Here is a 14,507-nt window from a genome sequence, read left to right as displayed (position 1 = left end):
TGGATGACTGGTCTATATACTCAATTTGTATCTAACGTATTATTTCCATTACATGAAAAGCTCAAAAAGCACGATACGGTCAAAATTCGTAAGTCTTTAGAAAAGTCTCAATGGCTTGATCAAGAGACCTTAAAACAACAACAATCCCTGCGTTTGCAGGGGTTTATGCAAACAGTCTACAAACATGTACCTTACTACCGAGAATTGTTTGATTCATTGAATATCACTCCTGATGAGATTCAATCTGCGGAAGATTTGGTTAAGCTGCCATTTTTAGATAAAAGCAAAATTTCCGCGAATTTTGATGCTCTAAAATCGGATATAGCCGGTCCACTGGCGCGATTCAATACTGGAGGATCCAGTGGCCAGCCCTTGATATTTCTTTTGGGCAATGAACGTGTGTCCTTTGATGTCGCTGAAAAATGGCGCGCCACTCGCTGGTGGGATGTAGATATAGGCGACAAAGAGATTGTTGCTTGGGGCTCTCCCATAGAACTTGGCGCGCAAGATAAAGTGCGTTTAATACGAGATGGATTATTTCGTTCAGAATTAATTCCCGCATTTGATATGACAGAACAAAAGTTAATGTCATTTTTGAACACCATCCAAAAAACCAAGCCTAAAATGCTATTTGGTTATCCATCAGTATTTGATTTGTTGGCTAAAACCGCTAAACAACATGGTATGCAGATGGATAATTTAGGTATCAAGGTTGCGTTCGTAACCTCAGAAAGATTGTATCCATATCAACGGGAAAATATTGAGGCTGTTTTCGGTTGCCCGGTGGCTAATGGTTATGGCGGCAGAGATGCTGGGTTTATTGCCCATCAATGCCCAGAAGGGGGCATGCACTTGTCTTACGAAGACATAGTGGTGGAGATAATTGATCCTCAAGGCAATCCTCTGCCACCAGGTCAGTCTGGGGAAATTGTTGTAACCCACATGGGAACATCTGAATTTCCTTTTATCCGATATCGCACAGGTGATATTGCGATTATGTCCGATAAAAAATGTGCCTGTGGTCGCGGATTACCTATGCTTGAGTCAATTGAGGGGCGTAGTACTGATTTCGTGGTGGCTGCAGATGGCACGATTTTACATGGGCTTTCTTTGATTTATATCTTGCGGGATATTAAAAGTATTGAAGCCTTCAAGATAGTTCAAGAAACGAAACAGCATACTCACGTTCAAGTTGTATCAAAAACGGGCGAAGTGGATGAGCAGATACAAAATATTATTGTGACCGGGATTCAAGCGAGACTTGGAGATAATGTATCTGTTACTGTAGAATCTTTAAACGAAATTGCTCCGGAAAAGTCGGGCAAATATCGCTATGTAATAAGTAAAGTGAGCATAACATGATAGATAGTTTGTATCTTATGGCTGATATTGCAGCAATTTGTTATATGTTTTGGTGGTCAAGTTTGCAGGATGATGATTAATGCGCGACCTGCTACTCGTTGGCTTCCTATTTGTTGCCATTTATTACAGTTTTAAACGTCCGTATATCGGCACTGCTGCGTGGGTATGGATAGCACTAACTGCACCTGCGAAATGGGCTTTTGGTTTTTCCAGTCATTTTCGTCTGAATTTAACCATAGTGGTGATAACAGCTCTGTCATACATCATTGTCCAAAAATATAAACAGTGGAAGTTTAATGGACTAACATTTTGGATGTTAATTTTTGCAATATGGACATTGATCTCTACAGCAACCAATCAAACCTCTTACTCCGCTTATGTGTGGGATTATTGGAATCAGTTTATAAAAGTCATTCTATTGTTTTTATTTATTACTTTGACTATTTATAAAAAACTACACCTCAATACGATGATTTGGGCCATAGTTTTGGCTATTTCCTCTTTTGCAGCAATGGAAGCTGTGAAATTCATGTTATCTGGAGGAAGCCACCGCATAGTGGGTAAGGCCGGTATTATACGGGATAGAAATGACCTGGCGGTTGCTATCAATATGTGTATTCCATTAGTTATTTATTTAATATCGGTAACTGAAAACTTCGTAATTAAACGTGGTTTAAAAATAATACTAGTTCTGAACATATTGGCAATTATCGGTACCTATTCTCGAGGTGGATTTATAGGTTTGGTTATTTTGGGAGCCGCATTTTGGTGGACCTCGAAACGAAAGGTGTTGTACGGAGTTGTGGCCGCAATCATCATTCCTTTGTTTTTTGCTTTTGCCCCAGGAGAGTGGAAAGAAAGGCAAAACACGGTTTCTACAGCGGCGAGCAAAGATGGTTCATTTATCGGGCGACTGTGGGCGTGGAAAATATCTACTCTAATTGCCCTTGATTACCCGTTGACTGGTGGCGGCTTCCATGCGGTTAAAAACCAACCGCTTTGGCGCTATTACGCGCCTATGACTCCCAATTTTGGTCCCATTGAAACGCCACCTATTCCGCCGACTCTAGGTGCAAAAGCCGCACACAATATTTATATGCAAGTATTGGGTGATCATGGCTTTGGCGGCTTATTTATTTTTATGATGATATTGTTGGGCACCTTAAGAATGAATTTTAAAAATAAAAAGTGGGCAGAGAAGAATAACCAAGTTTGGCTAGTCAATTTAAGTAAAGCCTTAACGCTTACCCTGGTTGGTTACTGTATTACTGGTGGAAACGTGAGTTTGGCTTATTTTGATTTATTTTATACCATAGTGGGTATAGTTTGTGCGATTTCTATTCATATTGTGAATCCAAAGAAAGTAATAGAAAATAATGCTTTTGGAAGACAACCTATTAAGCAGGTATAAGATGTTAACTATGGCTAAGATTAAAATAACGAAAACGGTATTGATACAGTCAGGTTTTCTCGCCTTATTGGTTTTGGGGCAAGTAGGCGAAGCTTTTGCTAAATCTAATTGTATGGAAATGAAATGGCGACGAGGGAAGCCATTTGATTATTATGCTGCTGAGACTAGGCAAAGTACCGGTACATACCGAGGCGGTTTACTGTATTTGGTAGAATCCGCACATTTTCCTAAAAAAGTTCGTCGTCTTACCGAGGGAAATACCGGTAAGCAGCCTGGAGATTTGTTGTTCGTGTTAGGGTCTATCCCCAATCATCCTGCTGCACTAGACGCTTATGCACGTTATGAATACCAGTGGGAGAATTCACGCTCATTTAAGGCCAATTTAAATACTGGTGCGCCTAAATATGACGCCGGTTGTTTTTTTGAACGTGCAGCTAAAATTTATCCTGGTCAGGCATCAACATATTTAACATGGGGAATTTATCACTATCGTCGTGGAGAACACCAAAGTGCGTTAGAGAAGTTTTTGGAAGCGGATAAGCTATCGCCTGGTTCAGCAGAGACAAAATACAATGTTGGGCTTGCATATGCCGAAGTGAATGATATTGCTAACGCGAAAAAGTATGCCGAAGCGGCCTATAAATTAGGTTATCCTTTGCCAGGTTTAAAAATGAAAATTGCAGAGCTAGAAAAAGCTAAAAATAATTAGGAGTTTAGGGTGTCTAAAAAGCTGATGTTATCTGGCGGTTGCCTACGCCCGAATGGGTTTGAGTTGGGGGAAGGTAAGTATTACGGAAAAGCCAGTTTAGTGTTATTAGATTTAGAATCCGGAGAATTCTCTCAACTTCTAACTAAAACTGAAGGTGGTGAAAATTATCCTAAAGAACACCCAAATTTACAATTTACAGCAGGCTGTGTCGATGGGGATAAATTATGGTTACCTACCGATACAGAAGTGCATTGTTATAGTCTGCCAGGGTTAAAACCCTTGTCTATTTTTTCTCATCCTTGTTTTCACAATATTCATTCTGTTCATGTTTTAAATGGCGATCTGGTAGTGACTTCTACAGGATTAGATAACGTTGTGGTAATGGATATTGAAAATGGCGAGATTAAGTCCATTTTAAATACCGAAGGTAAAGATCCTTGGCATAGATTTGATAAGCATGTGGATTATCGCTTAGTTCATTCCACCAGACCCCACGATAGTCATCCTAATTTTGTGTTTAAAATTGACGAAGACCTTTGGGCAACGCGCTGTACTCAAGAAGATGCGGTGAATTTGAGTAAACCTACAGAAATTATCGATATTAGCCTTGGCGGTGAAGTCAGTGTTCATGATGGTATCTGGTGGGAGAATAAGCTCGTATTTACGCGAGTAGATGGTTACCTTGTGTTTAGTGATCCCAAATCTAAAAAGACACTCGATACTTTTGATCCTTTCAGTGGAGCATTAAATCGTCCTATGGGATGGTGCCGTGGATTGCATATTGATGGTGATATTTTTTACATTGGGTATTCGAAATTAAGAAAAACCAATTTGAAATCCAAAATCAAATTTTTAACCAAAGGAAACTTTAAATATTCTTCTGGTAACAACTCTTTGATTGTTGCTTTGAACATCAGAACTAAAAAAGTTGAGAGAATTTACACTACACCAGAAGGTTTAATAGACGCTATCTACGGTATTTTGCCTTTCAATTATGAGTAACGAAATAAAGACCAATACGCTTTTTAGTATTGTCTGGTCAATTCTTTCTAAGTGGGGCTCTAAGCTCATCGGAATGGTAAGTACTTTTGTACTTGCCAGGCTGCTTGCACCTGCTGATTTCGGAATAATTGCAATGGCGACAATCGTCGTTGCGTTGTTGGAATCATTAACTCAAGCTGGTTTAAACTTGTATATATTAAGATATAAAGAGCATGATAACCGTGTATTTAACGCAGCTTGGACAGTCGGCATAATTCAATCGTTTTTGATTGCAGTACCACTGGTGATAATCGCCCCTTTTATCTCAGATTTTTACAGTCAACCTGTACTTACCGAGGTGATATATTGTTTAGCCGTTGTTCGCGTTATTCAGGGGCTGAACAATTTTGGAATAATCATTGCCCAGAAAGAGATGAACTTTAAAATCGATTTCGTGTTAACTATTTGGACGCGATTGAGTTATCTCACTGCAACAATTGGTTTTGCTTGGTATTTAGAAAGTTTTTGGGCATTGGTTATTGGTCAATTAGTATCGTCAATTATTGGCTGTATATTAAGTTATTTCTTACACCCGTTCCGTCCTAAATTATCTCTATATAATTGGCGAGATATGCTTAAATACTCGAAAGCCACTGTGCCTCTGAGTATCGCCAGGTATATCAATAATCAGGCTGATGTTGCCATTGTAGGTAGAGTCGCCTCAGCGCAGTTTCTTGGTATTTATCATATAGCGGTTAATTTAGCTGGTCTATTCACCAAAGAATTACTGATGCCAGTTATCCGAGGTCTAATACCTAATTTGGCTGTACTTAGGGAAAGTGCTAATTTTAAAGATATCTTACTAATTACCTTTGCCGCTGCTGTGTATGTGTTTCTGCCTGTTGGTATTGGTCTATCAATGGTAGCGCAAGAGTTTGTTCCTGTATTTTTGGGTGACAAGTGGCTCGCAGCCATCCCTATGCTGCAGTGGTTTAGCTTGTATGCCATGATTGGCGGGATAATGATGTTTTTTAGTGAGCAGTTTTTGGTCATGATGGAAAAAGAGGTTGTTTCTAATCGATTGATGTGGGCTCGCAATATCATTTTGATCAGTACCATAGTCCTAACGCTTTCATTTAAGCAAGTTTCCGACTTACCTAAAATGTTGTTTTTTAGTGCTTTACTTGCACTGCCTATGGTTTTGGTAAGTATCAGTCGTGAACTGGATATATCTTTGCAACGTATTTTTGGTAGCTGGTGGCCGGCATTGACCGGCGCTTTTGCTATGTTTGCCGTTTTAACCTTCTTTCCTGTTCTCCAATGGCCTCTATTTATCGTTCTATTGGCCAAAGTTGCTGTTGGTGGAATGAGTTATTTAGCTACCATAATGTTACTTTACGTTTTACGAGGAAAACCTGAAAACACACTTGAAAGCCTAGCTTTAAATAAGGCTTTTGGTTATAAATAAATTTGTTTCGTACTTATAAAGGATAAATCAGCGTGCAATTAGCCGATTGGTATCAAATAGCCGATGATAATGAGTTAGAGCTGTTCGTTCATCATCATAAACAAACGAGTTCTTGTACTTCTGAGCAAAGAAGTCTAATCGTTCACGGTTATATTCTGCTTAATGGCGTTAAAGTCGACCCAGAATTAGTGTTAGATGCGTATTCTTCAAGTGCTTCTTTAAGTGATTTTTATGAGCAGCTTTCCGGGCAGTTTTGGTTAGTCATTAGTGAAAAAAATTCGCCAGTTATTGTGTTGACCGATCACCTTGCGACCAAACCTTGTTTTTATTATCAAAGGGGCAATCAGTTGTTTATTAGTGATTCGTTACGGGCCATAAAAGCCATTGATAATGTGTCACTAATGATCAGCAAACAAGCTTTATACAACTATATCTACTTTCACTGTATTCCTGCACCAAAAACTGTTTACGAAGATGTCTATAAAGTCGAGCCAGGTAAAGCAATATATTTTGGTGTAGATGGTGTGGTAAACAATGAATTATTATATTGCCCTGAATTTGCCACTCATATTAAGGATCCCAACGAGGCTTTAAAAACCTGTTTAAATACCATTGAAACAGCGGTTGAGTCCCATTCTACAGATAATGTAGGAGCTTTTTTAAGTGGAGGCTTAGATAGTTCAACCGTGGCGGGTATGCTGGCTAAAATTCAAGGTAGAAAAGATCAGCCTGAAAAAGCCAAAACGTTTTCCATTGGTTTTGAAGTGCCGGGATATGATGAAACGGAATATGCACTGATCACCGCTAAACACTTCGACACAAATCATGAAGTCTTATATTTAAAACCGGAAGAAGCAGCCAAGGAGTTTGTTAAGGTCGCACAGTATTTTGATGAGCCATTTGGTAACTCTTCGGCTATGGCTGCATATTTTTGTGCAACATTTGCGAAAAGCAAGGGCATTGAGGTCCTCTTGGCGGGTGATGGTGGAGATGAGTTTTTTGCTGGAAACGAGCGCTATGCTAAACAAAAAGTGTTTGAGCACTTCACTAAGTTACCAACATGGCTAGCCAATAGTTTGGACGTATTATTGAATAATGGATTTACACGAAAACTTCCGTTATTTAAAAAAGTCGCCAGTTATATTGCCCAAGCAAAAGTGGCTTTACCGGGGCGGCTACAAACCCATAATTTCGTAAATCAATTGGGTAACGACGCCATTTTCTCACAGGAAATACTTGATAATGTTGATGTGACAGAACCTGCTCAACAGCTCAAAAGTCGTTTCCATGACTGCAAAAGCGAGCACCCAGTTGATGGTATGTTATATCTAGATTGGAAGTTTACCCTTGCTGATAACGACTTAGTTAAGGTCAACAAAATGTGTGAACTTGCAGGAGTTGAAGTACGTTACCCATTGATAGATAAAAATATTGTGGATTTTAGTTGTACTATTCCTGCAGATGTTAAATTGCCTGGGAGTCAGTTACGAGATTTTTATAAAAAAACCTGCAAAGGGTTCTTACCCGATGAAACACTTAATAAAAGTAAACATGGCTTTGGGTTACCCTTTGGTGTGTGGATGAATGAAAATCAAACATTAAAAGATTTAACCATAACGGCATTGAATAGTTTTAAAAAACGCAACATTGTTAAGCAAAGTCTAGTTGAACAAGCACTTGAATCACATGGTAGTGTGCATGCTGGCTATTTTGGTGAGCTTATTTGGATAATGGTGGTATTAGAATTGTGGCTACAAAAAGAAGCTAAGGATTTTCGTGCATAGTATTCTAGGGGCGATAAATAGTCTATTTGGTGGCAATAAACTCAGTATTCTAATTTACCATCAGGTGTTAGAACAGTTTGATCCCATGCGCCCCTATGAAGTCACTGCGGATACTTTTGATTGGCATATGCAACTGATATCCAAACATTTTTCACCCATTAGCTTGTGTGAAGCAGCTAGACACATAGAAAACAATACTGTTCCTAAGCGCGCAATATGCGTTACTTTTGATGATGGATATTTAAATAACTTAACGGTTGCCCAACCTATCTTAGCCAAATATAAGGTTCCTGCTACTGTCTACGTTGCCACTGCTTTTAGCGAAGGGGCGGATATGTGGAATGATAGGGTGTTGGATTTATTTAAAGATCCTCGCTTGGATAATTTGATCATAGAAAATACACAGGTGGCTTTAGGGGATTGGAACAATCGCAATCGGTTAGCTGAAGAACAGTTGATGCGACTAAAATACCTTCCTATTGATGAGCGCCTTGCAGGTGTACAACAACTTTATGATGACAATAACCTAGCCGATCCTGAACCTAGGATGATGAATCCTCAGCAAATTAAACAGCTTTCCGAAACAGGCGTTGAAATTGGCGGACATACCGTTAACCATCCCATTCTTAAAGTGCTTTCTAAAGAGCAGCAATTTGAAGAAATTCATCAATGTAAAGTGCAATTGGAAAGTTGGACAGGGAAACCCGTGAAGCACTTTGCTTATCCAAATGGGTCTTATGGGAAAGATTTAACCGATGAAACCGTACAATTGGTGAAACAGGCTGGATATGAAACCGCTGTAGTGACAGATTGGGGAACGTCAGCTTATGGAGACGATTTGCATCGATTAAAACGGTTTACCCCTTGGGATACCTCAGCTCTTAAGTTTCATGGGCGGCTAATCAAGTCCAGATTGAGATAACTAATATTTTGAAGAGAAATTATGGATAATTCCACTCAGTTGAAAAAAATCGAAATGGTCAATTTTCTTTTTGTCGTGATTGGGGTCATTGCATATGCAGCATTTGCAACGAATTTTACCTTCGATTTCTTCCAGCCACAATTTTTATGGAAAGCTTATAATTATTATACCCTTGCTATGCTAGATGGGCGATTGGACATACCCGCCTTTGCTATTGGGCAAGAAGGTAATTATATCGATTCAAAAGTCTATATGTATTATGGCATGCTTCCCACATTGCCTAGGTTTATCCTAAGTCCATTCGTAGATCTTGAAACAACACCACTTTCAACATTGGTGGTTTTTTTGTTTTCGACTTTTGGACAAGTCTTTCTGCATTTTAGTATTTGGAAGCGATACGTTGCGTTTAATCGTTTTTCTATAACAAGTTTACTTGCGATTTTTGGGTTACTAATTGTTCTTTGGTTTGGCTCGGGAACGTTTATTATACTTCAAAATTCGGTGATTTATCATGAGCCCTATGCCGCAGCATTGTGTTTGAGTAACATATTTCTTGGTTTATTAATCAAAGACAATTTTTTCCTAGATACACAGAAAAAGTATAATTTTGCTTTCTATGCACTCATCGCTGGCTTATGTGTTCATACTCGAATGCCTACTGCACTAGCACTTTACTGTGTAACTTGCTTCTTAATGCTAATTTGTATTTTAAGAACCATGCGTAGCCAAGGTATTAAGCAAAAATATATAGTTAACTTCTTTAGTATCGTTTTTCGCAACTATACGACACCACTCTTGATTATGTTCGTTTTTGGTACGAGTGTTTTGATATTAAATTACTTGAAGTTTGGTGATGCCATAGAGTTTATGGGGCACAACTATGGCTATAATTTTCTGGAAGGTTTTACCGAGCGGCGTTGTCCAGTTTTACCTGTTGGGGAGTTTGCAAAAGTCCTTAGGATAATTCCAAATCTCTATATTTATTTTACCGCTGATATGGAAATTTATAAGTATTTAAGATTAAATTTAGAAACTGGCTTTGGAAGAATTGAAGATCCCGTCGTCCCAATTTATCAATTGTGGCCTCTATCATGTCTTTGTTTTTTGATGGTTCTAGCTCAGGGAATTGGCAGGAGGAGGGAAGGTAACCCATTGTTGTTAATTGGCATACTTGTCTTTAGCTCAATAGGTGCATTTTTTCAATTAACCTATCCAACAATTGCTCACCGCTATATAACAGAGTTTTGGCCTCCATTAGCTCTTGCGACAGTGTTGATTGTGTATATTAATGTTATTGAAGGCAAAGGTTACAATAAAGGCGTTCTCGTCTTAATGGCATTTTTAGGTGCTTTTGGTACGCTAAATATGTTAAATATAAGCCTGACTAGTCGTTATTATCTAGAAGATGGTCCTGTTTTCAATCACAATGATTATCATTACTCGGATTCAGATAATGAGTACTTATCTGAATTAACCGAGGATAAAATTGAAAAGTTCATGATTCAATATCGTAAGGATAGAGAAATAGCATGTGCAAAATATGTAATTGAAGGTATTCAATAAATGTTAGTTCATTCCTACGCATATTTAAGGGCGATCTTGTTGTGACTCAATTTTTACCTAAAATCTCCATTGTTACCGCTGTTTTTAATGGCGAAAAATATGTTGAAAGCTGCATAAACAGCATAGTTGAGCAAACATATACCAATATTGAATATGTTTTTATCGATGGTGGTTCTTCAGATAAAACCTTAAATATTGCCAATAAATATTCAGACAAAATAGATATTTTAATTTCCGAACCGGATAAAGGTATCTCTGATGCAATGAACAAAGGGATCAAAAACTGCAGTGGTGATTACATTATTGTTATTCACTCAGATGATTATCTATTTGAGCCGACTACAATTAGTCAATTAGTCAGTCAAATGAGTGAAAATGATGACGTTGTACTATGCAATGTTAAATATGGTAGAAACGATTCTACTTTAATCGCTCGACCACTGAGTTGGAAAACTAATTTCAAAGGTGTTCATCATCAAGGAGCTGTTTGTAAGAGAACTTTGTTCCAAAAATATGGGCAATTTGATGAGTCTTTCAAAATTTGTATGGACTACGATTTTTTTCTCAGAATTTATAGAAAGGGAATAAGATCTAAAACAGTAGATCTCACTTTATCTTTTATGCGAGATACTGGTGTGAGCTCCAAACAGGATTGGCAATCTTTACAAGCTCGTTTCGATGAAGAGCGTAAAGTGCAAGCTACCAACCCATCGACTAAATTGAATACTTTTATCCATAAATTATATTGGCTTATTTATCTTCCCTATCGTCGACTCAAATATTTGATTAATTAACTTTTGAATATGAGTTACCGAGAAGTTCAGAGGGTTAGGGCAGTATTAAGTTTAAGCTGAAGTAATCTGGGAGTATTTTGACTTATATAGTTTTGCAATAGTTTCTAGACTAAATTTATTTTTTGCATTTAGTCTTAACTTTTCAGGTGTTTTGGGACTAGTTAAATCAAGTTTCGATTCGCCATCCCATATGAATCCGCCATCTGTCGCCAATATCAATTCTTCAGGTGCTCCCCCGGAAAGCGTGATAACCGGTGTACCGCATGCTAGTGATTCAACAATTGTCTTACCAAAACCTTCTTGAACAGAACACATCAAAAAGTAATCAGCGATGTTATAAAGTTTAGCTAAAGAAGGTTCGTCTTGAAAACCAACAAGTTTAATATTTTCAAGATTTAAACCCTTAGTTAGAATTTCAGCGTTTTGGCCAAAAATAATAAAGTAAAAGTCATTAGCATGTAATTTAATAAATTCACGCACAAAATCTGGACCCTTATAAATATCCATAACATCTTGTGCACCGGTAATGATTATTTTTTTGCTTGTTTCAATACCAAATATCTTCTTTATATTATTAATCGTATTTTGGTCATTTATGATATTAAATTTGGAGACATCCACTGAATTATAAATAGTATCAATTGATGAGTTGTTTAAAATAGTGCTAGATAACGCTTCTGATTTTAGCCAATTAGAGATGGCAATGAAGTTAATATCTTTAAAAGCCCATTGTTTTTTTAGAAGAAGAGAATTAGATATGTCTGTTTCGGTATTTGAATTCAGTTTCGGACAATCTCCACACACCTCTTTATATCCGATACAGTTCAAAGAGTAATGGCATCCTCCAGTGAAGGGCCACATATCTCTCAACGTCCAAACTACTTTAGTTTGAGATTTTAGATACTCAATGAACCGAATATTCAATGAGTAATTTACCCAGTGCAAATTTACGATATCGTAATGGCTAAAGTCGATGTGTTTGAAACAATTAAACAGGTCATTACCGACACTGAATATTTCATCACTTTTGTGTTTATAGTGTTTGAGGTCAAACGTATTTTTTTTACGATTTAAGGAGTATTTAATTTTATCAAAAAAACTCCATTCAATTAAGTTTTCTATTTTTTCTTGGGTGTTATTATAACCGCAGAGATGCGAATCAACGCCAATATCCAGCAAGCCTTTATGCAAGCGTAAAGCGCCTTTTGCAGCCCCTCCTGACAATTTGCCAGAGGTTAAATGGAGTACTTTCAACGGCAATTGCCTTGTAAAACTTCTACAACCTCATTCCACATGCGTTTGTTAGTGTCTCTTTGTTTTTCAAAATTGACTTTAACAATATCTCGTTTAAGTTTATTTTCACTCTCATTTGTTAACACGTTAATGAGTGACGATAGCTCTTTTTTTCCATGTTGCTCTGAAATAAGAAACTCACTCAACCCAAAATCACTTAGCAGTTCAGCGTATTTATGAGACCAGCCTATAGAAATAACAGGGACATTGTTGGAGAGTGCTGCGACTAAACCATGAAACCTAGAGCCAACAACAAATTGCATAGTGCTTAACTTTGATTTCAGCTCCCAAGGATCATCTATTTGCAGAACTTGAATATCGTCAGTTCTTTCTAGCAACGCTTTTTGAGCTACTTTTATATCTTCACCTGCTTGATCATGAATAACAAAGATAGGATCTAAGTTATTGTCAATGCAGGTATCGATGGTCATATTGAGATACGGGATGTAGTTCTCTTTCCAAAATTCGCTCCCTTGATCAAGCATGCGCATATTGGGAATTATTGCTACTGTATTGCTGACAATTTGGTTTTCATTACTGTTAGCTTTTACAAACAGTGTAATATCCGGGGCTCTTTTTAGAACATCAGTGTTATTCGATATTTCTGTAAGGTGCTTAAATGACGAAGAATCTCTGGCATAAATAAGGTTTGTGTTATTAATAATCTTTTCTATGGCGTTGATTATTTTAGGTTGTGTAAATGTGCCAAATGCTTGAGGAAGCATAACAACTTTCTTACCTTTTCGGTGATAATAGCTCGCGAGCTTAGCGAAATCCTCACTTGGTTTATAACCCCATTGATCGGTGTAAGCAAAACCTGCGACGTCAATTACCCCGTCGATTTTATTTAATGTATAAGCATTCTTAAATAAAAAAGGAAAAAGTGAGGCTAATACTGCCAAAATTCGTTGTATTAAGAATCCAAGACCAAACCGTTTAGAGCCCATCCACCCACGTTTAAATAAGAGCTTTTTAAGATTTAATGAGTCTAATTGCTGATCATTCCCGACACAGCCATCAACAACAAAAGTAACATTTGGGATCCGTTGCTCGAGTTGCTTGATACAAGTAACGAGCATTTTCATTGCGCCTTTGTTTTTAAACTGGCCACCGTGAATTTCGAAAATCATTTTTGACATCCTAGTTATATTTCCTTAATTGACTTAAGGACTTCTTGTGTGAAAACGGTACTTTTTCGTTTTTGTCTGGATAGCCAACAGCTATGCACATGATAACCCTCTCATCTTCATCTAAGGCAAGGGCTTTGCTCATTTTCTTTTCTCGCTCCGGAACATCAGGCCAATTAATCGCACAACTGCTTAATCCTAGAGTTTCCAAAGCAAATAAAAAAGACATACTTGCTAAGGATGCATCAATATAAATTACATGCCTATCACGTTCATCAAAATAGGCACGTAATTGGCCAATTACAGCTATAAATACAGGGAAGTTGTGATTGAACCCTGCGGTACCACCTGGAATTTTTGACACTTCTTGTACCAAAGATGGGTCATCAAAAATATGAAATCTGAAAGGTTGGCGGTTGCAAGCACTCGGTGATTGAGAGGAAACTAGTATTGCTTGATCTATAAGGTCGCGAGGGACAGCTTTATCTTCGAACCACCTAACGGAGCGTCTTCTAAGGCTAAGGTTTTCAAATTGCTCGAAACTCGGGATATTGTTTGAAAAATTCCTAACATAGGGGATTTTGTCTGTAATCTTAAGATTTCTAAGTTTAACGGTATCGTCAAACAAACTTTTTGCTTTATCAATCACAGGATCGCTCTGAACAGCTAAAAAGTAGGTTGTTAAAACATCGCAAAACCAGTTAAGTTCATCAACCTCTGTTTCAGGGTTTTCGGTAACAACTTTGTGTAAGAATTCTACCGTTTCAGTTATATAGTCCTTTGCGAAAATTGGCCTACGAGGTTTCATAATTAAGCCCTTCTCAAGTCGGTGAACATTTCGACGAAGAAGGGTTAGGCCTGCTTTTCCATGTTTTATATCACTGGCATATCGCTTTTTTCCGTGCAAAACAGATAAATGTTCTCTATCAAATGCGCGAGAAAATAAAAAATAATAGGTAGAAGAAAGAAACATGCTGTTACTACATTGAAAAGCAATGCCTTCTTTTAATTCTCCTAATTTAGCGAGTATTGATTGTATAAACGTAACTATAGGACGCGGCAGTATTTTCTTGATCAACTTTAAACTCATTAC

At 37.7% G+C, this 14,507-nt stretch carries 12 protein-coding genes; 9 read left to right on the top strand and 3 right to left on the bottom strand.

Annotated features, from left to right (window positions below; genetic code table 11):
* Positions 1-3: 3 nt before the first annotated feature.
* The 9 genes from Q4574_RS01205 to Q4574_RS01165 all read left to right on the top strand — a co-directional run bounded on the left by Q4574_RS01205 (position 4) and on the right by Q4574_RS01165 (position 10,994).
* The gene (locus tag Q4574_RS01205) at positions 4-1,362 is read left to right on the top strand and encodes a phenylacetate--CoA ligase family protein (protein WP_303470543.1); all 1,359 of its coding nucleotides are present in this window, start codon (positions 4-6) and stop codon (positions 1,360-1,362) included.
* A 79-nt stretch (positions 1,363-1,441) separates the two neighbouring features.
* The gene (locus Q4574_RS01200; protein ID WP_303470541.1) at positions 1,442-2,773 is read left to right on the top strand and encodes a putative O-glycosylation ligase, exosortase A system-associated; all 1,332 of its coding nucleotides are present in this window, start codon (positions 1,442-1,444) and stop codon (positions 2,771-2,773) included.
* Between the two features lie 10 nt (positions 2,774-2,783).
* Positions 2,784-3,482: a tetratricopeptide repeat protein gene (locus Q4574_RS01195; protein WP_303470539.1), complete on the top strand. Its 699-nt coding sequence runs from the start codon at positions 2,784-2,786 to the stop codon at positions 3,480-3,482.
* Between the two features lie 9 nt (positions 3,483-3,491).
* Positions 3,492-4,484, top strand: a complete 993-nt coding sequence (locus Q4574_RS01190) for a hypothetical protein (protein ID WP_303470537.1) — start codon at positions 3,492-3,494, stop codon at positions 4,482-4,484.
* On the top strand, positions 4,477-5,931 hold the full coding sequence (locus tag Q4574_RS01185; RefSeq protein WP_303470535.1) for an oligosaccharide flippase family protein: 1,455 nt from the start codon (positions 4,477-4,479) through the stop codon (positions 5,929-5,931). The genes Q4574_RS01190 and Q4574_RS01185 overlap by 8 nt, the downstream gene beginning before the upstream one ends.
* A gap of 32 nt (positions 5,932-5,963) precedes the next feature.
* Positions 5,964-7,715, top strand: coding sequence for an asparagine synthetase B (locus Q4574_RS01180; protein ID WP_303470533.1), 1,752 nt, complete (start codon positions 5,964-5,966; stop codon positions 7,713-7,715).
* Entirely contained in the window at positions 7,708-8,637 is a 930-nt protein-coding gene (locus tag Q4574_RS01175) for a polysaccharide deacetylase family protein (RefSeq protein ID WP_303470531.1), read from the top strand. Before Q4574_RS01180 ends, Q4574_RS01175 begins: the two co-directional genes overlap by 8 nt.
* Before the next feature lie 21 nt (positions 8,638-8,658).
* On the top strand, positions 8,659-10,200 hold the full coding sequence (locus tag Q4574_RS01170; protein WP_303470529.1) for a hypothetical protein: 1,542 nt from the start codon (positions 8,659-8,661) through the stop codon (positions 10,198-10,200).
* A 41-nt stretch (positions 10,201-10,241) separates the two neighbouring features.
* A complete protein-coding gene (locus Q4574_RS01165) occupies positions 10,242-10,994 on the top strand; it encodes a glycosyltransferase family 2 protein (RefSeq protein ID WP_303470527.1) in 753 nt (250 codons plus the stop codon).
* A gap of 51 nt (positions 10,995-11,045) precedes the next feature.
* On the opposite strand, the gene Q4574_RS01160 is transcribed toward Q4574_RS01165, so the two are convergent.
* Genes Q4574_RS01160 through Q4574_RS01150 form a run of 3 tightly spaced genes read right to left on the bottom strand, consistent with a single transcriptional unit; the run spans position 11,046 to position 14,504 of the window.
* Positions 11,046-12,248, bottom strand: a complete 1,203-nt coding sequence (locus tag Q4574_RS01160; RefSeq protein WP_303470526.1) for a glycosyltransferase — start codon at positions 12,246-12,248, stop codon at positions 11,046-11,048.
* Positions 12,245-13,426, bottom strand: a complete 1,182-nt coding sequence (locus tag Q4574_RS01155) for a polysaccharide pyruvyl transferase family protein (RefSeq protein ID WP_303470523.1) — start codon at positions 13,424-13,426, stop codon at positions 12,245-12,247. The genes Q4574_RS01160 and Q4574_RS01155 overlap by 4 nt, the downstream gene beginning before the upstream one ends.
* Position 13,427: 1 nt before the next feature.
* Positions 13,428-14,504, bottom strand: a complete 1,077-nt coding sequence (locus Q4574_RS01150; protein ID WP_303470520.1) for a nitroreductase family protein — start codon at positions 14,502-14,504, stop codon at positions 13,428-13,430.
* Between the last annotated feature and the right edge of the window lie 3 nt (positions 14,505-14,507).

The organism is Aliiglaciecola sp. 3_MG-2023, from assembly GCF_030548205.1.
Lineage (GTDB): Bacteria > Pseudomonadota > Gammaproteobacteria > Enterobacterales > Alteromonadaceae > Aliiglaciecola.
The sequence above is the reverse complement of the archived record's forward strand: the minus strand, read 5'-3'. Positions and strand labels throughout refer to the sequence as shown.